This window comes from Janthinobacterium sp. PSPC1-1 (genome assembly GCF_049897625.1).
In the GTDB taxonomy this organism is placed as follows: Bacteria; Pseudomonadota; Gammaproteobacteria; order Burkholderiales; family Burkholderiaceae_D; genus Janthinobacterium; species Janthinobacterium tructae.
In genome coordinates this window covers 131,127-156,538 of record NZ_JAFCWP010000011.1, presented here as the reverse complement: position 1 = coordinate 156,538, position 25,412 = coordinate 131,127, and the positions used below count along the sequence as shown (strand labels likewise).

Sequence of the window (25,412 nt, the reverse complement as noted above, 5' to 3'; positions counted from 1 at the left end):
GCCCATGCAGGAGGGCAAGCAGAATGGCGTGCTGCTGCTGGACTTGCCGAAGAAGGAGGGCACGCGCGGGCGGAAACTGGCGATACAGTGAGTCGGGCCAGGCGTAGGTCAGATTAGCGCAGCGTAATCTGACAATCTTCGTGGCGGCGCCTGTCGGCTTACGCCCTGCGGGCTAAGCCGGCCTACGAAAAAACGCCGGACGGTGCCGGCGTTTTTTCAATGCTGCGCGCGCTGCGCTGTATATATATGTCAGTCGCGGATTTCCAGCGCCCGGTTCAGGCTCAGGGCAGCCAGCGAGGCGACGGCGCCAGACAGCAGGTAGAAGCTGACATAGGCGAGGCCGAAGTTGGCCGACAGGCCCAGCGCCACCAGCGGAGCGAAGCCTGCGCCCACCAGCCAGGCCAGGTCGGACGTCAGGGCCGCGCCCGTGTAGCGGAAGCGGGCAGGGAAGTTGGCCGTCACGGCGCCAGCTGCCTGGCCGTAGGACAGGCCCAGCAGGCTGAAGCCCACGAGGATGAACACGTCCTGGCCCGCATTGCCGCCGCCCATCAAGGTCGGCACGAAGGCGCTGAAGATGGCGATCAGCACGGCCAGCACGCCCAGGGTGGTGCGGCGACCCACTTTATCGGCCAGCAAGCCGGAAATCACCACGCCGACGGCAGCCAGCACGGCGCCCAGCATCTGCACTTGCAGGAAGTCCGAAGCGGAACGCGTCTGGTAGACGGAAATCCAGGACAGCGGGAACACGGTGACCAGGTGGAACAGGGCGTAGCTGGCCAGCGCGGCGAGGGCGCCGATCAGCACGTTGCGACCCTGGCCGCGGCCCATTTCAAATACGCTGACCGGTTGCAGCTCGCGTTCGTCCAGCAGGCGCGCATATTCATTCGTCGACACCAGGCGCAAGCGGGCAAACAGGGCCACCACGTTGATGGCGAAGGCGACATAGAAAGGATAGCGCCAGCCCCAGTCGAGGAACTCTTCATCCGTCAGGCTGGTCAGCATGTACCAGAACAGGCCGGCGGCAAGCAGGAAGCCGAAGGGCGCGCCCAGTTGGCCCAGCATGGCGTACCAGCCGCGCTTGTTTTCCGGCGCGTTCAGGGCCAGCAGCGATGGCAAGCCATCCCACGAACCGCCCAGGGCCACGCCCTGGCCGATGCGCAGCACGGACAGCCAGATGATGGCGGCAAAGCCCAGGTGCGCGTAGGTCGGCAGGAAGGCGATGCCGGCCGTCGACACGCCCAGCAGGAAGAGGGCGATCGTCAGCTTGGCGCTGCGCCCCATGCGGCGCTGGATCTCCATGAAGATCACGGTGCCGAACGGGCGGGCGATGAAGGCAAACGAGAAAATCAGGAAGGCATACAATGTGCCCTCCAGGCGTTCTTCGAACGGGAAGAAGACGCGTGGAAACACCAGCACCGAGGCGATGGCGTAGACAAAGAAGTCAAAGTATTCGGAAGCGCGGCCGATGATCACGCCGACGGCGATCTCACCGGGGTCGATATGCGATTCGACCGTGCCGGCCCCGCTTGCGTCGCGCAGGGAATGGGGGGAAAAGTCGGCGGGTACATCCCCGCTGTGTGTGCGCGTGCTGGACATGATGATCGTCTCCAATATAGTTTCGAGTTCGGCCAACGCGTAACATACTCCGGGTGTCTCACGCCCGGAGTAGGACTATTCATCAGGTAGTCGTAGGAAAACTCCGCGCCTACGCAGTGAAAGTCCGAGCAAGGGGTAGGACAAAACGTCCAATTGCCAACGCGCTCCAGTGAGAATACAGTACCATATCTTCATCCCCTGTACTGGACTTTCCTGTATGTTTTCATTAAAAGTTCGTCGCGGACTGCTACTCTTACCTCTCGCATTGTTGGCTGGTTGCAATACGGTTGTACTGAATGCGTCTGGTGACATCGCAGTTCAGCAAGGCAATCTGATTGTCATCTCGACATTGCTGATGCTGTTGATTATCGTTCCGGTAATCGCCCTGACCCTGCTGTTTGCATGGCGCTATAGAAAAAACAATACCGCGGCCAAATACGAGCCGGACTGGGACCACTCGACTCGCCTCGAGCTGATTATCTGGGGCGCGCCCCTGCTGATCATCATCGTGCTGGGCCTGCTGACCTGGATCAGCACCCACACCCTCGATCCATACCGCCCATTGAGCCGTATCGACGCCAACCGCCCGATTCCTGCCAGCCACAAGCCGATGATCGTCGAAGTCGTGGCGCTGGACTGGAAATGGCTGTTCATCTACCCGGAGCAAGGCATCGCTTCCGTGAATGAACTGTACGCGCCCGTCGATCGTCCGATCCGCTTCAAGATCACCGCCTCGTCCGTCATGAACTCGTTCTTCATCCCCGCACTGGCAGGTCAGATCTACGCCATGCCGGGCATGGAAACGCAGTTGAATGCCGTCATCAACAAGCCTGGTGTCTACAAGGGCTTCTCCGCGAACTACAGCGGTGCCGGTTTCTCGGGCATGCGCTTCAAGTTCCACGGCGTCAATGATGCGGACTTCGACAAATGGGTGGAATCGGCACGTGCCGGTGGCGGCGCGCTGAACCGCGACGACTACCTGTCGCTGGCCCAGCCTAGCGAACGCGACCCGGTGCGCCGCTACAGCGCCGTACCTAGCGATCTGTACAAGGCAATTCTGAACCGCACCATCGTTTCCGACGCCCTGTGCGTGACGCCGGTCGAGCCATACAAATTGACGATGGCAAAAAGCCCGGTAGCGGCCGTAACGGCAGTAGTCGCTAGCGATGCAGTGGTTGAAAAGGGCGTTCAAGCCAAGTAACAACTGCATGAATCCCGCAGCGCATTGCGCTGCAGATACTGGCGCCGCTTGCCTGGCGCCTCCCTTTTTTCTCTGAGAGTAACAATGCTAGACCATATTGATCTGACGAAGCTTATCTTCGGCCGTCTGACTTGGGATGCAATTCCATTTCACGAACCTATCCTGCTGGCGACCTTTGCGATGGTTGCCCTGGGCGGTATCGCACTCGTTGCGGCACTGACGTATTTCCGCGTCTGGGGTACCCTGTGGCGCGACTGGATCACCAGTATCGACCATAAAAAAATCGGTATCATGTACATGATCCTGGGCCTGGTCATGCTGCTGCGCGGCTTTGCCGACGCGCTGATGATGCGTACCCAGCAGGCGATCGCCTTTGGCGACAATGCAGGCTTCCTGCCACCGCATCACTACGACCAGATCTTCACCGCCCACGGCGTGATCATGATCTTCTTCGTCGCGATGCCTTTCGTGACGGGTCTGATGAACTACGTGGTGCCGCTGCAAATCGGCGCGCGCGACGTGGCGTTCCCTTTCCTCAACAACTTCAGCTTCTGGATGACCACCATGGGCGCCGCCCTGGTCATGGCTTCGCTGTTCGTCGGCGAATTCGCCCGCACGGGCTGGCTGGCCTATCCACCGCTGTCGGGCATCGTCGGCAGTCCGGACGTGGGGGTAGACTATTACATCTGGTCCTTGCAGATTGCCGGGGTCGGGACGCTATTGTCCGGTGTCAACCTGATCGCCACCATCGTCAAGATGCGCGCGCCAGGCATGACCTGGATGAAAATGCCCGTCTTCACCTGGACCGCACTGTGCACCAACATCCTGATCGTCGCCGCCTTCCCGGTACTGACGGCTGTGCTGGCCATGCTGTCGCTAGACCGCGTTGCTGGCTTTAACTTCTTCACGACGGAACTGGGCGGCAACGCCATGATGTACGTCAACCTGATCTGGATCTGGGGTCACCCAGAGGTGTACATTCTGATTCTGCCACTGTTCGGCGTGTTCTCGGAAGTCGTCGCCACGTTCAGCAGCAAGCGCCTGTTCGGCTACGCCTCGATGGTGTACGCCACCTGCGTCATCATGATCCTGTCGTACCTGGTATGGCTGCATCACTTCTTCACCATGGGTTCGGGCGCCAGCGTCAACTCTTTCTTCGGCATCACGACGATGATCATCTCGATCCCGACGGGCGCGAAGATCTTCAACTGGCTGTTTACGATGTACCGCGGCCGTATCCGCTTTGAACTGCCCATGCTGTGGACGATCGGCTTCATGGTCACCTTCACCATCGGCGGCATGACCGGCGTGCTGCTGGCCGTACCACCAGCTGACTTCGTGCTGCACAACAGCCTGTTCCTGATTGCCCACTTCCATAACGTGATTATCGGCGGCGTGGTCTTCGGTGTGTTTGCTGCAATCAACTACTGGTACCCGAAAGCCTTCGGCTACAAGCTCGACGCGTTCTGGGGCAAATGCTCGTTCTGGTTCTGGTTCGTCGGCTTCTACCTGGCCTTCATGCCGCTGTACGTGCTGGGCCTGATGGGCGTGACCCGTCGTGTCAACCACTTTGAAGATCCATCCTTGCAAATCTGGACCATCATCGCCTGGTTTGGCGCCGTCTCGATCGCTTTGGGTATCGCTTCCATGCTGATCCAGTTCGTCGTCAGCTACCGCAACCGTCACGCCCTGCGCGACGTCACCGGTGACCCATGGGGTGGCCGTACGCTGGAATGGTCGACGTCGTCGCCTCCGCCAGACTATAATTTCGCCTTCACGCCACAAGTGCACGAACTCGATGCATGGACTGACATGAAGAAACACGGTTACCAGCGTCCGACGTCCGGTTTCACGAAGATCCACATGCCGAAGAACACCTGGGCTGGTTTCGTGATCGCTGCACTGTCCGCACTGGTTGGTTTTGGCCTGATCTGGCAAATGTGGCTCGTCGCCAGCATCGGCTTCGTGATCATGATGATTGCGATCATCGTCCATACCTTTAACTACAAGCGCGATTACTACATTCCTGTGGAAGAAGTGGTCCGTACCGAAGACGCTTACACTAAATTGCTGAGCAGCCATGTCTGATACCATCGCCCATAACACCGGCGCCGCTGGCGCCGCACCAAGCACGCGCAGCTATTTTGTGCGCGAGCACCACCCGGAAAACGGCAGCTTGCTGGGTTTCTGGCTCTACCTGATGAGCGATTGCCTGATCTTCGCCTGTCTGTTCGCCACGTACGCCGTGGTGGGCCGCAACTACGCGGACGGCCCGACGGGCGCCGCGCTGTTCGACCTGCCGCTGGTGGCCGTCAACACGGCCATGCTGCTGCTGTCGTCGATCACCTACGGCTTCGCCATGCTGGCCATGCAGCGCAAGCAATTGCGCAGCACCCTGGTCTGGCTGGGCATCACGGGCCTGTTCGGCCTGGCCTTCCTGTCGCTGGAAATGTATGAATTCATTCATCTGATCCACGAAGGCGCCGGTCCGCAGCGTAGCGCGTTCCTGTCGTCGTTCTTCGCCCTGGTCGGCACCCACGGCTTGCACGTGACGTTCGGCGTGATCTGGCTCGTGACCTTGATGTTCCAGTTGAACAAGCATGGCCTGACCCCGGAAAACGGCCGTCGCATGATGTGCCTGTCGCTGTTCTGGCACTTCCTGGACGTCATCTGGATCGGCGTCTTCACCTTTGTCTACCTGATGGGAGTGCTGCCATGAGCGACCACCACACACACGGCGATAGCCACCACCATGACCAACACGATCATGGCAGCCTGAAAAGCTACACGATCGGCTTCATCCTGTCGGTGATCCTGACGGCCATTCCTTTCTGGCTGGTGATGGCGAAAGTCATCACCAATTCGGGCACCATGGGCCTGGTCCTGCTGGCGTTCGCGGCGGTTCAAGTAGTAGTGCACATGGTGTACTTCCTGCACATGAACACCAAGTCCGAAGGCGGCTGGAACATGATGGCACTGATCTTCACGATCATGATCGTGGGCATTGCCATGGCCGGTTCCCTGTGGGTCATGTACCACATGAACCACAACATGATGCCGGATCTGATGCCTGAGTACATGCATACGAAAACGGCTCCATGATGAGTCAACCGCGCCCAAGCAACACCGGGCGCGCCCCTGGCGCCGCATCGCAAGATGCTGCGCCAGGCCCACGCGGCATGGCTGTGCGTTATGCTCTAGCCATACTCGCGGGGATCGTTTTTGCCGGTTTCTGTGCCTTGGGCACCTGGCAAGTCAAGCGCCTGTTCTGGAAGCTTGACCTGATCGAGCGCGTCGAACAACGCGTACATGCGCCCGCAACGGACGCACCTGGACCCGCAGCCTGGGCCAGCATTACGCCACAAACGGATGAATACCGCCACGTGCGACTCTCCGGTACGTATCTCCCCATTTTCAATACCCTGGTGCAGGCAACGACGGCACTGGGCAGCGGTTACTGGCTGGTGACGCCATTGCGCCTGGCCGATGGCAGTACCGTGCTGGTCAACCGCGGCTTCGTGCCGAAACGCGCCAGCATCGCCGCCAGCACGCCGGCCGGCATCGTCAACGTCGACGGCTTGCTGCGCATCAGCGAGACGGGCGGCGGATTCCTGCGCGAAAACAGTCCTGCCACCCAGCACTGGTATTCGCGCGACGTGGCCGCCATCGGCGCCTCGCACATGCTCACCAATGTGGCGCCATACTTTGTCGATGCGAAGGCCAAATCGGAAACGGCCGTGGATGCACCCGTCGGCGGCCTGACCGTGATCTCGTTCCCCAACAACCACCTGGTGTACGCCTTGACGTGGTTTGCGCTGGCCCTGATGGTGGCCGGCATCAGCTGGTGGATCGTGCGCGAAGACAAGCGCCGCCGCGCCCGTGGCGCCCAGCGCCAGGAAAGCGACCATGCCGGGCAGGATTGAGATCCTGCCCAACCGCGAAGTCTTAGAGCGCGGTGCGGTGGCGGCCGAGATGGAACATCCGGCCGGCCACCAGAACATGAAGCTGCTGATCCAGCTGCGCTGGCTGGCCGTGATCGGCCAGATCAGCACCATCTTCGGCGTGGGCGTGGGACTGGGCATCGCCTTGCCCGTGCCCTACATGCTCGAAGTGCTGTCCTGCCTCATCGCTTTCAACCTGGCCAGCCTGCTGCGCTGGCACGAACGCCAGCCCGTGTCCAACACGGCCCTGTTCCTAGCCTTGCTGGTCGACGTCACCGTGCTGACGGCCCAGCTCTACCTGAGCGGCGGCATCAGCAACCCGTTTGCCTTCCTGTACTTATTGCAAGTCATCCTCAGCGCCGTGCTGCTGGAAGTGTGGTCGACCTGGATCATGGTGGCCATTACCAGCCTGTGCCTGGCGGGCCTGGCCTTGCTGCCCGGCCCCTTGATCCTGCCGATCGACCCCGAGCGGGGCTTTGCCAGCCTGTACGTGCAAGGCTTGCTGATCTGTTTTATCCTGAACGCCGCCTTGCTGGTTGTGTTCATCACGCGCATCAACCGCAACCAGCGCGCCGGCGACGCCAAGGTGGCGGACTTGCGCCAGCGCGCGGCGGAAGAAGAGCACATCATCCGCATGGGCTTGCTGGCCTCGGGCGCGGCGCACGAGCTGGGCACGCCGCTGGCAACGCTGTCCGTCATCCTCGGCGACTGGCGCCGCATGCCGGAATTGAGCAAGAACAGCGAATTGCTGGAAGAAATCACGGAAATGCAGGCGCAGTTGCGGCGCTGCAAGAGCATCGTCAGCGGCATTTTGTTGTCGGCGGGCGAGGCGCGCGGCGAATCGTCCGTGAAGACGACGATCAACACCTTCCTCAACGACCTGGTCGATGAGTGGCGCAGCAGCCGCCCGATCCAGAGTTTCGAGTACGATAACCGCATCGAGCATGACGTGCCCGTCGTCTTCGATTCGACCCTGAAACAAACCATTTGCAATGTGCTCGACAATGCGCTGGAAGCGTCGCCCGACTGGCTGCGCTTCGAAGCCACGCGCGAGGCGGATGCCTTGCACCTGGTGATTACCGATGCCGGGCCCGGTTTCGAGCCGTCGATGCTGACGCACCTGGGCAAACCGTATCAAAGCAGCAAGGGTAAGCCTGGTGGTGGCCTGGGTCTGTTCCTGGTGGTGAATGTTGCGCGGACCCTGGGCGGTACGGTGACTGCGCGCAACCGGGTGCAGGGCGGGGCGGTGGTGCATCTGGCCCTGCCGCTGGCGGCCATCAAACTGGAAAGAGAAAGCGACCACCATGCAGGATGACCGTCTGTTACTGATCATCGAAGACGACGCCGCGTTTGCCCGCACGCTGGGCCGCTCGTTCGAGCGGCGCGGCTACCAGGTCATCCTGGCCACCAATTTCGATGAAGCGAGCGCCTTGCTGGAACAGCATTGCCCCGACTACGCCGTCGTCGATTTGAAACTCAATGGCAATACCTCGGGCCTGGCCTGCGTGCAGATGCTGCACCAGCACGACCCGGAGATGCTGATCGTCGTACTGACGGGCTACGCCAGCATCGGCACGGCCGTCGAAGCGATCAAACTGGGCGCTTGCCAGTACCTGGCGAAACCGTCCAACACCGATGACATCGAAGCGGCCTTCGGCCACGTGGCCGGCAGCGCCGACATCGAACTGAGCAACCGCGCCACCAACATCAAGACCCTGGAATGGGAACGCATCCATGAAATGCTGGCCGAGACGGATTTCAATATTTCGGAAACGGCGAGAAGGCTGGGCATGCACCGGCGCACCCTGGCGAGGAAGCTGGAGAAGCAGCGGGTGAAGTGATAAAGCTTTAACTTTTTGTGCTGACACTTATTAAAGCACCCGCCACTCCATCTTCTGCACCTGGATATGCGGATGGCTTTCCAGCGCTCCCATTCCGGCAAAAAGACAAAGCCCTGCTTAGCCCGCTTCCCGCAAAGTCTTCTGTGCCTGCAGGCAGTTGCTCATGTACGCGCTATCGGCGCCGCGCTTGTTGCCTGCGGCCTTGGTGGCACGCACCACGGCTTCGAGCTCGTCCAGCGACGTGGTAGCGCGCATTTCCTCGATGCTCGGCCCCAAAGCGCAGGCGCAGAGGTTTTTCATCTTGGGCACGATGCTCTGGGTCCATTCCGGCATCTTTTCCAGATGCGCGAGCGTTTGCGCATGATCGGTGAAATTGGCGCCCTGGGTATTGGCCTTGTCCATGTATATCTGGATCGCCGGTTCCGTTTGGGAACGCATGCAACTGTTCATGACCGTTTCGATAAGGCCGGCCCGGAACTCATTAAATGGCAGTGGCTCCTTGGCGGCCACGCCGTGCAATGGCAAGGTGAGCAGTGAAGCGATGGCGATCAAGTGCTTTGGTATCAAACGCATGACTTTATTTCTTTGCATGAAAACCTGCATGATAAGCCACATTTCCTATTGGCAACAGGGGGCAGTTCTGCCATTTGTACAAGACCTCCGCCTTGGCGCGTCTTATGCACAGCAAGTTGCATTTTATAAAATGCATATACAGTTCGACTGACAGTTCTATTGCACTGCATGACCTGAAACTGAAGATTTTTCGTTGCTCTTTCGGTTGCAATAGCCCGTATCACCACTGTTAAGTCTATGTCTTCGAAATAAATAACGTCACGGTATTCAATCGTTTTCCCTGTAGGAACTTCGATTTTCTTAAAGAGCTTATCCAATTGTGCACCGACGGGGCGTTTGAGCATTCGCTCATGGACTTCATCGAAAATTTTCTTCGCGAAGCACGTACCGATGAAGCACATCACCGTACGCGCGACCTCCAGCCCTCCAAGCGCATTTGGCTGAGTGTGTCGATGTCGTGCTGGGATCGACTGGAGAATGCCAGCGCCTGGGCATCGTTTTTCAGGTAGGCGTCCAGAAAGCGGCGCACATACAGCGTGCCGCTGCGGTGGGCCAGCATGACATCGGCGCGCTGGTAGTCGCCAAATGCATCGTCAGCGGAAAAGCGCAGGTGCCACGCGCTGAAGTGCGGATGCGTCATCGGCTGCATGGTGCCGATGTAGACGTCGGAATACTTCATGCTGTTGAGATAGCTGATGCCCAGCTTGTCGTTGAGCTCCAGCTCCTCGGCCGACGGGGCACGGGCGCCCAATGACAGCATGGGCACGGGCGTGCGCGCCGACCGCACATAAGTGGCGGCGCCCCATATCTTTGGGTGAAAGCGCATCGAACCGTCGAGGCTGACCGGGGCCTTGATGCGGCTCGAACGCGCCGCGGCAAAGACCTTGGCCATGCCGCCTCAGCTGAAACCGGCCGCTGCAACCTTGCTGATGTCGGCCTGCGGCAGCGTTTGCGCATAGTTGGCAAGGAAGGCAATATCGGCGGCCTGCGCCTCGACGCCTTCGACGTCCTCCTTCATGACGACATGCGGCTGGCGATGACCACATAGCCGTGGCTGGCCAGGTATTCGCACAAGTCCAGTTTTTCGTGTGCGGGGGCTGCGAAGCTTGGCGCGTAGATCGCCACCGGGTAGATCCCTCCGGAGGGCGGGGCGTCGCGTACGGCGAGGGTGGCACTGCCGTATTGGGCTTTTTGCGGTCCGGATATTCAGGCAGCGCGCTACCTGGCCGCCTCGGCGCCGGAGAATGCGAAGTCCACGTCGGACAGGCTGGCCTCGCGATACTCGGCTACCTGCATGCGGGACCGGCCACCTTCCTGGCCGGATACCAGACGAGCGTCTGGATCGCGCGTCCGCGACTGACGGGGAGGGGCTTGCCAAAGGCATCGAGCTGCACGTCCATCGCGCGGCTGTAGTCATACTGCTGCAAGATGTGCAGGCCGACGGCGTGCGGGCCCGCCTCAGGGGCCAGCGAAAGGGGAGCGGCCGCGGTGTCCAGCGTAGCGGCCGTGCACAGGATCAGGAGGCGAAGTTTTTTCATGTCCGGGTAGCGTTGTGAAGTGAATAGGTCTGCGTGGCTAGTCGTTTTCGAACGTCAGTTCGAGCACGCTGTCGTCGCTCCAGTCCTGCTCCCGTAACGGCGGCGTGAACGACGCGCCACTGAAGGGCACGGGTGCGCTTTTGCCGTTGAAGCTGATTGTTGCATTGGCGATGCGCCGCGGTGCGGAAAAGCTGTAGGTGCCCTTTTGCGACACGAAATTGCACGGCCCTCCCATCGCGCTCATCGCCGTGCGCATGGCGAAATGCAAGGTGTCCTTGTCGATGGCCCAATGGACTTCGCAGGCCAGCCGCAGGTCGCCCAGACGGCGGATGGTGTCGCTGGTCGCCGCACTGCGGATGTAGGGAATCCACCTGACCGACCCCGCCTTGCGGTTCACCGTCAGCTCGGCTTTTTCATACAGAGCACCCAGTCCGACGGGCAAGCTGAAGATATTGCGCTCCCCCAGCGGTATCGCCATGCTCACCTCGTCACTTTCCAGTCTGAGCGCGATGGCGTGCATGTCGACGTCGGCACGGCGCGGCTCCAGGATGAAGCGCAATTCGGCGCCTGGCGCCAGTGCATGTTTTTCCTCGAAGCGTTTGACGCCCTTGAGCATGGCACTGTAGGGCTTCCAGTCCGGGTCCCGGATGCCCTTTACGCTGACCGATGCCGCCTCCTCCTGGCCCGCTTGCTCCGTGGTTTGATCCGTATCAGCGTAAGCCTGCACTGCTGCGCCGTATAAACACAGCAGAAGACCCGCTTTTTTGAGTGCACGCATACCCATCCTTCTATTCATGAATGAAAACGTGAGTGTAGAAAAAAACAGAGGTGGGAGCAGGTCTTTAAGACGGAACGTCAATTGGGATGAATGGAATGCTTGAAATCGCTGTCTTTCTACACTTTGCGCATCGGTCTTTACGTCAATGCCATCAGCAAGCCGGAAGCAATGACTACTGCCGCAAATAGCGCGACGGCAAAGCGATTGTGAGGCAGCCCCCTCGCAGGAGGGTAGTGGCCAAGAGTGAATAGTCGCAGCATTGCCCAGCCCGGCCAATAGAACAGCTTTTCAATGACTGTTCCTAACAGACCATACATCAACAGGCGAACGATCCAGACGATGGCGTCGAAAATCCAATCAAGCACAGGTCATCCTCGGGGGGCGCCAACTGATCGAACTCATGCCGCCGCCAGCCATTCCATCTTCTGCACCTGGATATGTGGATGGCTCTCCAGCGCTTCCCATTCCGGCAGGAATACAAAACCCTGCTTCTGGTAAAAGGCGACCGCGCGCGCATTCTCGGGCGCCACGTCGAGCACCAGCCGAGGATGGCCGTTGCCGACGGCGCATTGTTTCACGGCCTCGACCAGACCTTGCGCCACGGCCAGGCCACGATATTCGGGCTGTACCCACATGGCGATCAGGTGGCACTCGCCATTGCCGGCCACTACTTGCGCGGCGAGGCCGATGGGGTGTTCTCCGTCAAAGGCGAGGAAAAACGTGCGCTGCGGCGTGCTGACGGCGCGCTGCTGCCAGTCTGCATCGGAAAAACGGGCCGCGCTGGCGTGGCTGGCGCCAAAGGCCGTGGGAGCATCGAGCAGGGCAGCCAGGCGGGCGGATTTCAGCGCCGGCCAGTCGGCGGCGCTGGTGGGGCGGATAATAATGTTCTTCAAATCTGTGGGCGTCCTTAACTGGTCGGTGTGGCCGTGGAGGACGAAATCTTTTTGTACGCTTCTGCCAGCATCGTGACGGTCGCCACGTCGTTCACGCTGCGCGCCTCGATGACCGTCTCGCCCGCAGCGATGGTGACATCGCCGTTCGCATAGCTGGCGGGAAAGCGGCGCTCGGTGATCTTGTTGGTGAGCACATTGCGCGTATAGCGCAGCGCCACGAGCCGGTCGCCTTCGTGTTTGATCACGACATAATTGGGCACCGTGGTGCGTTCCAGTTTCCAGGTGCCGATAAAGTCTTCGACAGGGGCGGCGCTGGCGTGCAGGTTACAGCAGGCGGCGAGGGCGCCCAGCAGCAGTTTTTTCATGGTGTTGACAGCCTATGCAAGAGTGGCCTGCGGCGCAGGAAAATACGTCCGTCATGCTTGAATGACATGGCGCTTGTCCATGGGATAGCGCCAGCCATTGAAGTATTTGGCAATATTAACAGGATCACTGCCTTGTTTGTCACCGCTCCCAGCATTTTGCTCACCCCTTGTTGCGGGAACGGGGTGAGAGGGGGGGCGAGGGGCGGGAGAATCGGAAATTGCAGTGGCTCGCGCCGCCAGCCAAGGTTTGAGTTCTTTCCAAATGGATACCACGCGCTGCATAGGCGACGAAATCAAGTCCGCAAATGTTCGGCAAGATTTCCTTGTCGTCGTGGCGCTGCGCGAATTTGCAAAAACCGCATGCCCGGTAATTGATGCCGAATTCAAAGTTATCACCTGGCCCCGGCGCTACGAAATCGTAGATGAAATCTTCCGGAAACGCTATCTGATGGCTTTCTGTCGCGCTTAATATCGCCTGCTCGCGCAGCAAAGCCTGATTCTCCGGCGACATGAACTGGCGCCCCGCCTCGTGACGTTCCGCCTCGGGCATGGTGAGCAATTGCGCCTCGTAGCTTTCCCGCTCGATTTCGCCGATCACGGACACCGGCACCCCATGCCGCCGCAGCACCCGGCTGATGGCCATAAAGCCCATGAGACGCATGAAAAAATCACTCATGCGACTTGCCGCGCCGCCGACATAAGGCATTTGGGCAAGAACGAAGTCGAATTCGGCCATCACCTCCTGCCTGATCCTATCCGTATCGGCCAGAGGCGCGCGCTCGCATAACATCGTTTCAGCAAGGTCGAGGCGATGGAGCATGGCAGCCTCCATTGCAGCGCGATGCGACGCGTAAAAGGGATGGATGATATCAGCCATGCAACGCCTCCTTGATATACAGTCTATTGACAATCCAGCGCCGCCATACGTTGTCTGCCTGCGAAGCGACTCAGTTATACTTTAAATTGTTGCCAAAAAAATCGACCACCGTGATGTTGAAGGTTTGGTGAAACGCCTCCCGATTAAAGTCGGGTTCGCTTTTACAAATGACAGGGGCAATGTTCGCAAGTGCGATGCTGCAAGGTGCCAGGAAGTCAAAATGGCCAGCTTTGAGTGCCACGTGATAGTCGGGCTCTTTCGGAAGAGCCCGCAGAACTGCCTCAGTGTAACGGGGGTGCGGCAGGATGACATCGTTCTCTGCGCGCCAGAGTTGCACTGGTATCTTGACGTTTTTCAGTCCATCCGGCGAAAATGTGAACCCCAAAGCCGGGGCCGCCACAACCGCAGCCTTGATGCGATGATCCTGCGCCAGGCCAGAATCGGGCGGCTCGATACCAGCCGGCCCGGTCTTCGCTATCAACTGGCAAGCAAAATCTTTTGGATGTTCGCGGCACATCGGCTCGACCTTAGCGAAATCGGCGAGCCCACCGACGCTTACCAGCGTTGTAAAGCCGCCCGCAGAAAATCCGAACATCCCGATACGCGCTGAATCGATCGTGGCACGGCCATCCCAGCTTGACAACATATGGTCAATGACTCGGCTAATTTGTTTTGGACGATCCATGATGAATACGCTGCGGCTCTGGTCGGCATAGTTGTCGCCCATGTGAGTGACGGCCGCAACGACATAGCCCGCATCGGCCAAAGCAATGGCCGTATCGTAGTGCCCCAGGAAAGAGCCTCCTGTGCCGTGCGACATTACCACCAGCGGCAATGCGCGTCCGTCTATTGTAGCGTTGAATGCAACTGACATCGTTGTTGGTCCCATGGACATGGGCTTCGGTGTTGCCTGACTCGGATACCAGATACCAATCTCCAGCGGCTTGCCATTGGGATCGGAGGCAAATCCGTGCTGGAATCCAGCCGCATGTACGCAAGTGGTGGCAAGTGTCATGGCCAGCGTCGTCAAAGCGGAAAATACAGTCAATTTCAGGTTTTTCATAGATGGGCTGTAAGGGACGGTGTCTTTCTGATTCGATATTCGGACAGCGCTTTCGCAAGAATTACTCATGTTCTCGTTTCGCATTGCTGGAATCGTTAGTCCGCTTCTGGACGAATGGCGCAAGAGTCCTCTCATTTGATTGAATGGATGGACTGAACGCCGCGCAGCGCATGTCAGGCCGGCGTGGGACAGGCGTCGAGGCGTGCGCGCAATGCGGGCCAGGTTTCAAGAAGAAAGTCTCCCTGCTGCGCCATCTGCCCGTCGGCCTGCGCCTGTCGCAACAGGGCTTCGATGGCGGCCACATGCTGTGCCGTCTGCTGTTGCAGCGACAGGTCGAACAGGATCAGGGCCGCTTCGAAGTTGCCGGGCGGACGCTGATCGTCTGGTGGCGTGGCGGGGAAGGGCAGCGCCGCAAACGCCGCACCATGCCAGATGGCCAGGGTTTGCAGGATTTTCTTGCCCAGTTGCCGGGCGGCGCCATCGGCGCCCTCGCTGTACAGCTCGGCCAGGGGCAGGGCCACGTCGAGCGCGGGGCTATCGTCGCGGCGGCACAGGGACAGCAGCAAGGTACCGTTATGTGGCAGTGACACTTCGATCTTGGGCATGCTCATGACAAGCTTTATTTTTTGGTATCAAAAACAGCATACTATGCCCCATTGGCCTGCTTTGCAACGGCAGCGATAGATTATGCGTTAGGGGGGAATGGATATTGCCTTGGGCAAGTCCCATTGTTGTCGCGCATGTCCGGCCTTCCGAGGTTACAGCAAAAGGGGCGTGCAATCTAATTTCCACATGGAAACAATGTAAAAAAATTTCAAATGTGCACGGATACATCGAACTTTGGAAATGCCATTAATTACGATAGCGCTTGCGGACGTTTCTCCGTATTCTTGCTCCAGCACTGACGACCATACTCCCGTCGTTCAGCACTAAGTAATCCTCAGGAAATTATTGTGAATTTATGACGAACAGAACCGGATGCTATGTAAGGCGCCCACTGCGACGCAGTGCGAGCACTGCTAGCAGCGGGCAAGCCTCGTCGGCCACCTTGCAGAGCGCCGGTTATGGAAGTCAGAAATCACAATAATTTATTGGGGGTTACTTAGATCCGCATTGCCGTTCACGAAATTGCACGGTCTGCCATTTGGATTTTCACCGAATGCTGATCGACGCGATTCTCGCCTCACTCCTCGCACCGACTCCGTTTATATAACAAGTCAAATGGCTGTGTTATCTCATGATTTAAGGAAGTTGGCCGTATAGCGTAAAACCTTCTTTCTCGCATATTATTTATTAAAAAACAATGTGTGAAAAAGCGACTAAGTTGCATTTTAATTTCAATATCTCTTGTGTATAAGATTTCTACGCGTATTCTCAATGAATCCACGACAATTTTATAGTGGAAACCAAGCTCTACATTTAGCGGGAGGTCGCATGCGGAAATTCCTCTATTTAATGAAAACGCCCCTGTTTTCAAGTTTCCGAAAGAAAACTAAATAGCTCGCCTAAATCCCGCACGCCGCCATGATCGGCTGGCGGCACCTCACCACCCCTGTTGATGATTTTCATTGTCAAGGAAGTCACTCGCATCAGAAGGGATTCAATTCATGCTGCCACCTCGCTCGCCGCTGTACATCCTGTCAGTTTTGTCGATCTCCGTTTCATCCGCTTTCGCGCAAACCGTTCCGGACGCGGGTTCGCTATTGCAGCAAATTGAAAAAGGGCGATTGGCGCCGCCGGCAAGCAAGCCGGGGCCGCTTCTGGCGCCGCCGCCGCAGCCCATGAAGGAATTGTCGGGAATGTCGGTCACGGTGTCGCGTTTTCAATTCGCCGGCAGTACCTTGCTCACGCAAGCGCAACTGGCGCCTGCCGTAGCAAGTTTCGTGAATCGGCCACTCTCGTTCAATGACCTGCAAAACGCCGCCGCCGCAGTGGCCGAAACCTACCGCAAGGCCGGCTGGATCGTGCGCGTCTATCTGCCACTGCAGGAGATCAAGGACGGCGTCGTGACGCTGCAGGTCGTCGAAGCGGTGTTCGGACAAGTGCGCATGGAAGGCACGGCGCCGACCCGCGTGCCATTCGACAGGCTGGTGCCGATCGTGGGCGCCGCCCAGCCACATGGCGCCGCGCTGAAAGCGCAGGCGATGGACCGCGCCCTGCTGCTGCTCGATGACATGCCTGGCATCAGCACGGCCGGCAGCCTGGCGCCCGGGGAGCAGGCGAATGAAGTCGACCTGGTCTTGAAGATCGAGGATGAAAAACTCATCAACGGGCAGGTCGGCGTCGACAATGCCAGCGCCCGTTCCACCGGCAGCGCGCGCCTGACCGCAGACCTGTACATCAATAGTCCCCTGCGCCTTGGCGACCAGGCGGTCGTCAATCTGATGCATACGGAAGGCAGCGATTATGCCCGCCTGGCCTACACCGTGCCGCTGGGCGCGGCCGGCTGGCGCGTCGGCGCCAACGCGTCACATTTGCGCTACCGGCTGGTGGACGATGCGCTGGCCGCGCTCGACGCATCCGGAACGTCGACCACGAGCGGGGTCGAGGCGACCTACCCGCTGATCCGCGCCCGCCTGAAAAATCTTTACCTGGCCCTCAATTACGACAACAAGCGCTTCGACAATCGGGCGGCGGCCACCACCATCACCAATTACAAGATCGATACCTTCACCGTCGGCTTGAACGGCAATGTGCTGGATCAATACGCTGGCGGCGGCAGTACCAGCGCCAGTCTCGCGCTGGTGCACGGCAAGGTTGACCTGGACGGCTCGCCCAACGCCCGCGCCGATGCCCTGACCACGCGCACCGGCGGCAGTTTCACCAAACTGCGCTATGCCGCCAGCCGCCAGCAGGTACTCACCGAGGCGCTGGCCCTGTACGCCGCGTTCTCGGGTCAGACTGCAGGAAAGAACCTCGATTCGGCCGAGAAATTCTATCTCGGCGGCGCGTATGGCGTGCGCGCCTATCCATCCAATGAAGGTGGTGGTTCGGAAGGGCAGCTGTTCAACCTGGAACTGCGCGCGCGCCTGCCCAACAACGTGAACCTCACCGGCTTCTATGACTGGGGCCACGTGAAGGTCAACCACGACAATCATTTCCCCGGCGCGCCCGCGCTGGGCAGCTATAGCCTCAAGGGCGCGGGACTGTCCGTCGCCTGGCTGGCCAGCTTCGGCCTGAATCTCAAAGCGACCTGGGCCAGGCGCATTGGGAACAATCCGAACCCGACCCTGACGGGAACGGACCAGGATGGTTCCTTCAGAAAGAATCGCTTCTGGCTCCAGGCCAGCATGCCGTTCTAGCTTTCCAGATTTCGCCGTATGCCCCCATTTCGTTTTCCTCTGCTTTGAAGGAGTACCACCATGCACGCGTCCATGAACCGTATTTACCGCTTGATCTGGAGCGAGATTCTTGGCGCCTGGGTCGCCGTGGCGGAAAACGCCAGGGGCAAAGGCAAGCGCAGCGGCCGCACCTTGCTCGCTCCGGCATGCGCGGCGCTCGGTCTTGGCGCCAGCATGGCCGCCTTCGCGGCGCCGCCCGCACCGACCGAGTTGCCGGCCGGCGCGAAGGTCGTTGGCGGCCAGGTCGTGGTCACGCAGAATGGCGCGGCGATGAACATCCAGCAGAGCACGGCGCGCGGGGTGATCGACTGGCAGACGTTCAATCTCGGCGCCAAGGCCAGCGTCAATTTCGCCCAGCCTTCGGCCAGCGCCGTCACCTTGAACCGGGTACTCGATGCGCAACCGAGCCAGATTTTCGGCCGCATCACCTCGAACGGCCAGGTATTCCTGAGCAACCCGAATGGCGTCTATTTCAGCCCCTCCGCGTCGGTCGATGTGGGCGGACTGGTGGCCACTACCCACAATATGTCGAGCGCCGATTTCATGGCGGGCATGAACACGTTTTCACGCGCGGGTGCGACGGGCAGCGTCATCAATGAGGGGAGCTTGCACGCGACGCTGGGCGGCTATATCGCCTTGCTGGCGCCGGAAGTGCGCAACTATGGCCTGATCATGGCCCGCGCCGGTACCGTCGCGCTGGCATCGGGCGAACAGATCAAGCTGCAGTTCGGCGACAGCAATACCCTGGCCGGCGTGGTCGTCACGCCATCCGCGATCGCCGCCCTGATCGAGAACCGGCAGGCGGTGCTGGCTCCCGGCGGCACCATTATCATGTCGGCCCAGGCGGCCAATCGCCTGATGGGCGGCGTGATCAACAACAGCGGCGCGCTGGAGGCCAACGGCTTGACCAACGATGGCGGGCGCATCATGCTCGCTGCATCCGACCAGATCAGCGCCGGCGGCACCATCAGCGCCAACGCGGCGCCCGGCAGCACGGGGCGGGGCGGCACGGTGACCGTGATCGCGGACCTCGCCAATCCGGCCAGCCGCACCGATGTCAGCGGCAGCTTCAGTGCGCGCGGCGGCGACAGCGGCGGCGACGGCGGCTTCATCGAAACCTCCGCCAGCCACCTGACCATCCGCGACGCCACCCGCGTCGACGCGCGCGCCGCGCATGGCAAGTCGGGACAGTGGTTGCTCGATCCGGACGGCTTTACGATTGCCGCCAGCGGCGGTGATATCAGCGGCGCGACCCTGAGCAGCAACCTGGCGACCGCCGATGTCGCCATCGCCAGCACCAACGGCGGCGGCAGCGACGGCAATGTCACCGTCAATGATGTCGTCACCTGGAGCGCCAACAAGCTGACCCTGACGGCCACCAATGACGTCAATATCAATGCGGTGATGACGGCGAGCGGAACGGCCAGCCTCGATCTTGAGCCGACGGCAGGCAAGGTCAATACATCATTTGGCGCCGGCAACACCTTCAAAGGCAAAGTCAATTTCGCCGGCAGCGGTACCTTGACGATCAAGAATCAGGTGTATACGGTCATCAACAGCCTGGGCGCCGACCGCAACGATATGACGCCGGGCACCTTGCAGGGCGTGCAAGCAAGCCAGAACGCCTTCTACGCGCTGGGCAGCGACATCGACGCCACGTCGACCGCCGCCTGGAATGCCAGTGGCGCCATCGGCATGCAGCAGTTTTCCATCTCCTGGGGTGCATTCGATGGGCTCGGTCACGTCATCATCGCGCCTACGATCAACAACCAGTCATCCCTGTTCGCCAGCCTGTATGGCGACAATACGGTTCAGCTGCGCAATCTTGGCATCGTCGGCGGCACGGTCAACGGGGCGCAATACGCGTCTGGCATGGTAGGCCGGAGCTGGGGCAGCATCAGCAACAGTTTCTCGACCATGAACGTTACCGGATTCAATAACACGGGCGGCCTGGTCGGCGAGAGCCAGGCCGGGATCATTAGCAACAGCTATGCCGGCGGCACTATTTCGGGTACCACGAACGTGGGTGGACTGGTGGGGAGAATGTTTGGTGGGCGAACGACAAACAGCTACGCCAGCGGCAATGTCACGGGCACTACGGCGTTCATCGGCGGGCTGGCCGGCGTCAATTACTTCGGCACCATCAGCACCAGCTACGCCAGCGGCAACGTCACTGGCAGTCAGACCGTCGGTGGCCTGGTCGGCCTGAACCAGGCGGCGGGCGGCAGCGGCAGCAACATCATCAATACCTATGCCACGGGGGCGGTCAACGGCAACACCAATGTCGGCGGCCTGGTGGGCGAGAACGGTTCGAACATCAGCAACAGCTATGCCGTGGGCGCCGTGACTATCAACAATGGCAACACCAGTGTGGGTGGCCTGGTCGGCACGCTGTCGGTCGATGGCGAGAACTCGCCGTCGGTCATTAGCAACAGCTTCTGGGATACCCAGACCAGCGGCCAGGCGGCCAGCCGTGGCGGCACCGGCAAGACCAGCGCCGAAATGAAAGCCATGGGCACCTTCACCGGCGCCGGCTGGAATTTCTCTTCGGCGCCCGTGTGGCAGATCAAGGCCAGCGTCAACAACGGTTACCCCTGCCTGACGGCGTTCGCCAACTGCACGATTGCCAAGCAGCTGAGCGTGCATGTGAATAGCAGCCAGAGCAGCAACATCTACGGCGACCTCGTTGGTACATTTACCTATAGCCTGTTCAATGGCGCCACACTGCTGGACGCGAATGGCATGGCGGCCCTTGGGTTGGACGTCAGCGGCAGCGCCTTGTTTGGCGGCGCGCCCAGCGTCGGATCGAATGCGGGGCACTATCAGATTATCTACAACTCGGGTCTGCTCCTGGGCGGCGCCAACGCGGGCGATTACGTCTTCCTCGCCGATGCAGGGCTGAGCTACACGGTGTTCAAACGGCCGCTGGGCCTGGTCGCCACGCGTGTTTACAACAGCGGCAGCGTGATGGGCAATAACGTGATGCAGGCCACCAATCTGGTCGGTTCAGATTGCAGTGGCGGCCTGAGCGCATGCGGCTTGACGGGCAGCGCCTCGGTCGCGAGCAAGAATGTCAGTGCGGGAGCTCAGGCGCTTGGGCTGGGAGGGCTGACCCTGACCGGCAGCAGTGCGATCGATACCAACTACACGCTCACGGGCGCCAGCGGCACAGGCAGCATCACGCCGCGCTCCCTGGCCGTCTTTGCCAGCGGCACCAATCGTGTCTACAACGGCGGCACGGCCGATGTTGCCAACCTGACCCCGGACGACAGCGTCGTGTTCGGCGACGCGCTGACGTATTCGTATACGTCGGCCAACTTCCTCGACAAGAACGTGGGCAATGGCAAGACCGTCAATGTGGCCGGCATCAGCATCGGCGGCCTGGATGCCGGCAACTATGCGCTGGCGAGCGCGACTGCCACCACGAAAGCCAACATCACCCAGCGCGCGCTCGACGTGTTCGCCAGCGGGACCAACCGCGTGTACAACGGCGGCACCAGCGATGCCGTGACCTTGACGCCGGACGACAGCGTCGTGTCCGGCGACCAGCTGATTTATTCTTACGGCGCCGCCAACTTCCTGAATAAAAATGTCGGCACCGGCAAGACCGTCAACGTGACGGGAATCAGCCTGGGTGGCGCCGATGCGGGCAACTACGCCATCGGCAGCACGAGCGCAACGACGCAGGCGAATATCACGGCGCGGCCGCTGAGCGTGTTCGCCAATGCCGGCAACCGTGTTTACAACGGCGGCACCACCGCGCTGGCCACCCTGACGTCCGATGACAGCGTGGTCGGCGGCGATGTACTCAGCTATTCCTACGGCGCCGCCAATTTCCTCGACAAGAACGTTGGCAATGGCAAAATCGTCAACGTGAGCGGCATCAGTATCGGCGGCGCGGATGCGGGCAATTACAGTCTCGACAGCTCCACGGCGACGGCCCACGCCAACATCACGCCGCGCTCCCTGGCGGTGTTCGCCAACGGCAGCAATCGCGTGTATGACGGCAGTACCGTGGATGTGGCGCTCCTGACGCCCGACGACAGCGTCGTGTTCGGCGACGCGCTGACGTATTCGTATACGTCAGCCAACTTCCTCGACAAGAACGTGGGCAATGGCAAGACCGTCAATGTGACCGGCATCAGCATCGGCGGCCTGGATGCCGGCAACTATGCGCTGGCCAGCACGACTGCCACCACGAAAGCCAACATCACCCAGCGCGCGCTCGACGTGTTCGCCAGCGGGACCAACCGCGTGTATGACGGCGGCACCAGCGATGCCGTGACCTTGACGCCGGACGACAGCGTGGTTGCGGGGGACCAGCTCGCTTATGCCTACGCCAGCGCGAATTTCCTCGACAAGAACGTGGGCAGCAACAAGACGGTCAACGTCACCGGCATCGGCATCTCCGGCCTTGATGCGGGCAATTACAGTCTGGCCGGCACCACGGCGACCACGCATGCCAATATCACGGCGCGGCCGTTGTCCGTCTTCGCCAATGCCGGCAACCGTGTTTACAACGGCACCACTACCGCGCTGGCCACCTTGACGCCGGACGACAGCGTCGTGTTCGGCGACCAGCTGACTTATTCTTACAGCACCGCCAATTTCCTGAATAAAAATGTCGGCACCGGCAAAACCGTCAACGTGGGCGGCATCAGTATCGGCGGCGCGGATGCGGGCAATTACAGTCTCGACAGCTCCACGGCGACGACCCAGGCCAACATCACGCCGCGCTCCCTGGCGGTGTTCGCCAACGGGACCAATCGCGTCTACAACGGTGGCACGGCCGATATTGCCAACCTGACGCCCGACGACAGCGTCGTGTTCGGCGACGCGCTGACGTATTCATATACGTCGGCCAACTTCCTCGACAAGAACGTGGGCAATGGCAAGACCGTCAATGTCGCCGGCATCAGCATCGGTGGCCTGGATGCCGGCAACTATAGCCTGGCGAGCACGACTGCCGCCACGACCGCCAACATCACGCCGCGCCCACTGGCCGTCTTTGCCAGCGGGACCAATCGCGTCTACAACGGCGGCACGGTCGATATTGCCAACCTGACCCCGGACGACAGCGTCGTGTTCGGCGACGCGTTGACGTATTCGTATACGTCAGCCAACTTCCTCGACAAGAACGTGGGCACGGGCAAGACCGTCAACGTGACTGGAATCAGCCTGGGTGGTGCCGACGCGGGCAACTACGCCATCGGCAGCACGAGCGCAACGACGCAGGCGAATATCACGGCGCGGCCGTTGTCCGTCTTCGCCAATGCCGGCAACCGTGTTTACAACGGCACCACTACCGCGCTGGCCACCTTGACGCCGGACGACAGCATCGTGTTCGGCGACCAGCTGACTTATTCTTACAGCACCGCCAATTTCCTGAATAAAAATGTCGGCACCGGCAAGACCGTCAACGTGAGCGGCATCAGTATCGGCGGCGCCGATGCGGGCAATTACAGCCTCGACAGCTCCACGGTGACGACCCACGCCAACATCACGCCGCGCTCCCTGGCCGTCTTTGCCAGCGGGACCAATCGCGTGTATGACGGCAGTACCGTGGATGTGGCGCTGCTGACGCCGGACGACAGCGTCGTCACCGGTGACGTGCTGAGCTTTAGCTATGCATCGGCCAATTTCCTGGACAAGAATGTCGGCGTCGGCAAAACGGTCAATGTGAGCGGCATCAGCATGGGCGGTAGCGACGGCGGAAATTACTCTCTGGAAAATACCACGGCTCTTACGCATGCCGATATCACGCCGCGCATGCTCAAGGTCAGTGCCAGCGGCGCCAATCGCGTGTATGACGGCAGCCGCAATGCGACGGTCACCCTGGCCGATGACCGGCTTGCCGGCGATGTGCTGAGCGTCACCGACGAAGCGGCGATATTTTCCGACAAGAACGTCGGCACAGCAAAGGCCGTCAGCGTGACGGGCATCGAGGTCGCCGGCACCGACGCGGCCAACTATGCCTACAACACCTCGGCCACGACGACGGCCGACATCACGGCGCGGGCCTTGGCCGTCAGCGCAAGTGGCGTAAATCGTATCTACAACGGCGGCACGGACGGCAGCGCGATACTGGCGGACAACCGGGTGGCGGGGGATCTGTTGACGCTGACCGGCAATGCCAGTTTCGCGGACAAGAACGCTGGTGTGGGCAAGACTATGAGCGTCAGCAATATCGCGGCCAGCGGCGCCGATGCCGCCAACTATGTCCTGGGCAGCACGGGGCTCGCCACAACGGCCAATATCACGCCGCGCGCGCTCACCGTGGGCGCCACGGGGATCGACCGGCAGTTCGATGGAACCGTCGCCGCGATGGTCGTGCTGGCTGACAACCGCATTGCCGGCGATGCACTGACGCTGGCCGATGGCGGGGCCAGCTTCGCCAGTGCCGATGTGGGCAGCAATAAGCCCGTCACGGTCACGGGGATCAGTATCGCGGGGAGCGATGCCGCCAACTACAGCTTGCAAAACAGCGTCGCCAGCACCAGCGCCAGCATCCTGGCCGCAGGCGTCGAGCCGACCCTGGTGCCGCAACTGCCAGTCACCGTGCCTGTCGTTCCGGCGCCGACCACAGCGGCATCGCCGTTGACGCTGCAAGCGCCGGTGCCGGGTGGCCGGATCGCCGATGGTCAGCGCGATAGCGCTATCACGGTGTCGCTGGTGCGTCCGTTGTCGGATGGCCAGCCGGGCATGGTGAGCGTGTCGATTCCCAAAGAGATGGTGAGCAAGGGTGACGCTTTCAGCTTTGCTTTGCCGGCGCCATTGACGGCGGCCCTGTCAGACCCGCGCGCGTCGGTGCGCATCAGCAGGACCGATGATGCGCCTCTGCCGGCATGGTTGCGTTACGTTGCGCAGACGCACAGTTTTGATGTCTCGGCCGCACCTGCCGGCGCGCTGCCGTTCGAAGTGAAAATCATGATCAATGGGAAACGCTGGATCCTGGTCCTGGCGGAGGGCACGGATAAATAGCGCCTGAGCGCTGCCGGCCGACTCAGGTTTTCCGCTCAGGACTGGTCCCACACCTCGACCGTCAATACCTGCCCGGGTGTGCAAGCGGCGATGCGCTCCCGGTGCAGCGTGATGCTGCCGGGCCAGCCGGCGGGGCTGTCTTCCTGAAAAACGCCTTCCTGCGCCTCGGCGATGCCGCTGGCCAGGAGGGGCGTCAGGTCCGACGCCCGTACCGTGTAGCGGTTCGGAAAGCCGTTGCAGCTCAGCTGGGTCGCCTTGCCTTGTTCACACAGTTGCGTGATCCAGCCCAGGCCGCCCAAGCCCGCATCCCAGTTGGCCAGGATGGCGTCCTTGTTGACCTTGGCCAGGTCGGCCATCTGTTCCGGTGTTTCTGTCGAGATAATGGTCCACCAGCCTGACATGGGTATTCCTTGTAAAAAGTGAA

22 protein-coding genes are annotated in these 25,412 nt (G+C 60.5%); 9 read left to right on the top strand and 13 right to left on the bottom strand.

What is annotated here, in order from left to right:
• Window positions 1-249 precede the first annotated feature (249 nt).
• Complete coding sequence (locus ACP7EG_RS25875; protein WP_116744484.1) at window positions 250-1,596, bottom strand: MFS transporter; 1,347 nt, start codon at window positions 1,594-1,596, stop codon at window positions 250-252.
• 217 nt (window positions 1,597-1,813) lie between these two features.
• On the opposite strand from ACP7EG_RS25875, the gene cyoA reads away from it, so the two are divergent.
• The 7 genes from cyoA (at window position 1,814) to ACP7EG_RS25840 (ending at window position 8,579) form a co-directional block, all read left to right on the top strand.
• Window positions 1,814-2,797 carry a ubiquinol oxidase subunit II gene (gene cyoA, locus ACP7EG_RS25870; RefSeq protein WP_258194603.1) on the top strand — a complete coding sequence of 328 codons (984 nt, stop codon included), beginning with the start codon at window positions 1,814-1,816 and terminating at the stop codon, window positions 2,795-2,797.
• An 84-nt stretch (window positions 2,798-2,881) separates the two neighbouring features.
• A complete protein-coding gene (gene cyoB, locus ACP7EG_RS25865; RefSeq protein WP_071077268.1) occupies window positions 2,882-4,885 on the top strand; it encodes a cytochrome o ubiquinol oxidase subunit I in 2,004 nt (667 codons plus the stop codon).
• On the top strand, window positions 4,878-5,516 hold the full coding sequence (gene cyoC / locus ACP7EG_RS25860; protein ID WP_071077269.1) for a cytochrome o ubiquinol oxidase subunit III: 639 nt from the start codon (window positions 4,878-4,880) through the stop codon (window positions 5,514-5,516). The genes cyoB and cyoC overlap by 8 nt, the downstream gene beginning before the upstream one ends.
• Complete coding sequence (gene cyoD / locus ACP7EG_RS25855) at window positions 5,513-5,899, top strand: cytochrome o ubiquinol oxidase subunit IV (RefSeq protein WP_071077270.1); 387 nt, start codon at window positions 5,513-5,515, stop codon at window positions 5,897-5,899. Before cyoC ends, cyoD begins: the two co-directional genes overlap by 4 nt.
• Complete coding sequence (locus ACP7EG_RS25850; protein WP_426089971.1) at window positions 5,896-6,720, top strand: SURF1 family protein; 825 nt, start codon at window positions 5,896-5,898, stop codon at window positions 6,718-6,720. Before cyoD ends, ACP7EG_RS25850 begins: the two co-directional genes overlap by 4 nt.
• The gene (locus ACP7EG_RS25845; protein WP_100873101.1) at window positions 6,704-8,053 is read left to right on the top strand and encodes an ATP-binding protein; all 1,350 of its coding nucleotides are present in this window, start codon (window positions 6,704-6,706) and stop codon (window positions 8,051-8,053) included. The genes ACP7EG_RS25850 and ACP7EG_RS25845 overlap by 17 nt, the downstream gene beginning before the upstream one ends.
• Window positions 8,043-8,579, top strand: coding sequence for a response regulator transcription factor (locus ACP7EG_RS25840; RefSeq protein WP_096235507.1), 537 nt, complete (start codon window positions 8,043-8,045; stop codon window positions 8,577-8,579). Before ACP7EG_RS25845 ends, ACP7EG_RS25840 begins: the two co-directional genes overlap by 11 nt.
• Window positions 8,580-8,696: 117 nt before the next feature.
• On the opposite strand, the gene ACP7EG_RS25835 is transcribed toward ACP7EG_RS25840, so the two are convergent.
• From ACP7EG_RS25835 to ACP7EG_RS25785, 11 genes are all read right to left on the bottom strand, one after another.
• Complete coding sequence (locus ACP7EG_RS25835) at window positions 8,697-9,131, bottom strand: hypothetical protein (RefSeq protein ID WP_426089970.1); 435 nt, start codon at window positions 9,129-9,131, stop codon at window positions 8,697-8,699.
• A gap of 11 nt (window positions 9,132-9,142) precedes the next feature.
• Window positions 9,143-9,496 (bottom strand): hypothetical protein, encoded by a 354-nt coding sequence (locus ACP7EG_RS25830; protein ID WP_426089969.1) that lies wholly within the window; start codon window positions 9,494-9,496, stop codon window positions 9,143-9,145.
• A 56-nt stretch (window positions 9,497-9,552) separates the two neighbouring features.
• Window positions 9,553-10,044 (bottom strand): hypothetical protein, encoded by a 492-nt coding sequence (locus ACP7EG_RS25825; protein ID WP_426089968.1) that lies wholly within the window; start codon window positions 10,042-10,044, stop codon window positions 9,553-9,555.
• A 394-nt stretch (window positions 10,045-10,438) separates the two neighbouring features.
• Window positions 10,439-10,690, bottom strand: coding sequence for a hypothetical protein (locus ACP7EG_RS25820; protein ID WP_426089967.1), 252 nt, complete (start codon window positions 10,688-10,690; stop codon window positions 10,439-10,441).
• A gap of 37 nt (window positions 10,691-10,727) precedes the next feature.
• Complete coding sequence (locus ACP7EG_RS25815) at window positions 10,728-11,417, bottom strand: hypothetical protein (protein ID WP_426089966.1); 690 nt, start codon at window positions 11,415-11,417, stop codon at window positions 10,728-10,730.
• 188 nt (window positions 11,418-11,605) lie between these two features.
• A complete protein-coding gene (locus ACP7EG_RS25810; protein ID WP_426089965.1) occupies window positions 11,606-11,833 on the bottom strand; it encodes a hypothetical protein in 228 nt (75 codons plus the stop codon).
• Window positions 11,834-11,866: 33 nt separating this feature from the next.
• Window positions 11,867-12,361: a GNAT family N-acetyltransferase gene (locus ACP7EG_RS25805; RefSeq protein WP_426089964.1), complete on the bottom strand. Its 495-nt coding sequence runs from the start codon at window positions 12,359-12,361 to the stop codon at window positions 11,867-11,869.
• A 14-nt stretch (window positions 12,362-12,375) separates the two neighbouring features.
• A complete protein-coding gene (locus tag ACP7EG_RS25800) occupies window positions 12,376-12,726 on the bottom strand; it encodes a hypothetical protein (protein ID WP_426089963.1) in 351 nt (116 codons plus the stop codon).
• Between the two features lie 160 nt (window positions 12,727-12,886).
• Window positions 12,887-13,603: an L-2-amino-thiazoline-4-carboxylic acid hydrolase gene (locus tag ACP7EG_RS25795; protein ID WP_426089962.1), complete on the bottom strand. Its 717-nt coding sequence runs from the start codon at window positions 13,601-13,603 to the stop codon at window positions 12,887-12,889.
• Between the two features lie 70 nt (window positions 13,604-13,673).
• Window positions 13,674-14,666, bottom strand: coding sequence for an alpha/beta hydrolase family protein (locus ACP7EG_RS25790; protein ID WP_426089961.1), 993 nt, complete (start codon window positions 14,664-14,666; stop codon window positions 13,674-13,676).
• A gap of 173 nt (window positions 14,667-14,839) precedes the next feature.
• Complete coding sequence (locus ACP7EG_RS25785) at window positions 14,840-15,277, bottom strand: hypothetical protein (protein WP_426089960.1); 438 nt, start codon at window positions 15,275-15,277, stop codon at window positions 14,840-14,842.
• 996 nt (window positions 15,278-16,273) lie between these two features.
• Here ACP7EG_RS25785 and ACP7EG_RS25780 point away from each other — a divergent pair.
• A complete protein-coding gene (locus ACP7EG_RS25780; protein ID WP_426089959.1) occupies window positions 16,274-17,968 on the top strand; it encodes a ShlB/FhaC/HecB family hemolysin secretion/activation protein in 1,695 nt (564 codons plus the stop codon).
• 60 nt (window positions 17,969-18,028) lie between these two features.
• Window positions 18,029-24,988: a YDG domain-containing protein gene (locus ACP7EG_RS25775; protein WP_426089958.1), complete on the top strand. Its 6,960-nt coding sequence runs from the start codon at window positions 18,029-18,031 to the stop codon at window positions 24,986-24,988.
• A 35-nt stretch (window positions 24,989-25,023) separates the two neighbouring features.
• On the opposite strand, the gene ACP7EG_RS25770 is transcribed toward ACP7EG_RS25775, so the two are convergent.
• Window positions 25,024-25,389: a hypothetical protein gene (locus ACP7EG_RS25770; RefSeq protein WP_426089957.1), complete on the bottom strand. Its 366-nt coding sequence runs from the start codon at window positions 25,387-25,389 to the stop codon at window positions 25,024-25,026.
• Window positions 25,390-25,412: the final 23 nt, after the last annotated feature.

Excerpts from the sequence above, each read along its gene's own strand:
- cyoC (WP_071077269.1), top strand. The coding sequence starts at position 4,878 with ATGTCTGATACCATCGCCCATAACACCGGCGCCGCTGGCGCCGCACCA.
- ACP7EG_RS25775 (WP_426089958.1), top strand. The coding sequence starts at position 18,029 with ATGCACGCGTCCATGAACCGTATTTACCGCTTGATCTGGAGCGAGATT.
- ACP7EG_RS25850 (WP_426089971.1), top strand. The coding sequence starts at position 5,896 with ATGATGAGTCAACCGCGCCCAAGCAACACCGGGCGCGCCCCTGGCGCC.
- cyoD (WP_071077270.1), top strand. The coding sequence starts at position 5,513 with ATGAGCGACCACCACACACACGGCGATAGCCACCACCATGACCAACAC.
- cyoA (WP_258194603.1), top strand. The coding sequence starts at position 1,814 with ATGTTTTCATTAAAAGTTCGTCGCGGACTGCTACTCTTACCTCTCGCA.
- cyoB (WP_071077268.1), top strand. The coding sequence starts at position 2,882 with ATGCTAGACCATATTGATCTGACGAAGCTTATCTTCGGCCGTCTGACT.
- ACP7EG_RS25770 (WP_426089957.1), bottom strand. The coding sequence starts at position 25,389 with ATGTCAGGCTGGTGGACCATTATCTCGACAGAAACACCGGAACAGATG.
- ACP7EG_RS25800 (WP_426089963.1), bottom strand. The coding sequence starts at position 12,726 with ATGAAAAAACTGCTGCTGGGCGCCCTCGCCGCCTGCTGTAACCTGCAC.
- ACP7EG_RS25820 (WP_426089967.1), bottom strand. The coding sequence starts at position 10,690 with ATGAAAAAACTTCGCCTCCTGATCCTGTGCACGGCCGCTACGCTGGAC.
- ACP7EG_RS25795 (WP_426089962.1), bottom strand. The coding sequence starts at position 13,603 with ATGGCTGATATCATCCATCCCTTTTACGCGTCGCATCGCGCTGCAATG.
- ACP7EG_RS25875 (WP_116744484.1), bottom strand. The coding sequence starts at position 1,596 with ATGTCCAGCACGCGCACACACAGCGGGGATGTACCCGCCGACTTTTCC.
- ACP7EG_RS25780 (WP_426089959.1), top strand. The coding sequence starts at position 16,274 with ATGCTGCCACCTCGCTCGCCGCTGTACATCCTGTCAGTTTTGTCGATC.
- ACP7EG_RS25840 (WP_096235507.1), top strand. The coding sequence starts at position 8,043 with ATGCAGGATGACCGTCTGTTACTGATCATCGAAGACGACGCCGCGTTT.
- ACP7EG_RS25845 (WP_100873101.1), top strand. The coding sequence starts at position 6,704 with ATGCCGGGCAGGATTGAGATCCTGCCCAACCGCGAAGTCTTAGAGCGC.
- ACP7EG_RS25830 (WP_426089969.1), bottom strand. The coding sequence starts at position 9,496 with ATGCTCAAACGCCCCGTCGGTGCACAATTGGATAAGCTCTTTAAGAAA.
- ACP7EG_RS25785 (WP_426089960.1), bottom strand. The coding sequence starts at position 15,277 with ATGAGCATGCCCAAGATCGAAGTGTCACTGCCACATAACGGTACCTTG.
- ACP7EG_RS25790 (WP_426089961.1), bottom strand. The coding sequence starts at position 14,666 with ATGAAAAACCTGAAATTGACTGTATTTTCCGCTTTGACGACGCTGGCC.
- ACP7EG_RS25825 (WP_426089968.1), bottom strand. The coding sequence starts at position 10,044 with ATGGCCAAGGTCTTTGCCGCGGCGCGTTCGAGCCGCATCAAGGCCCCG.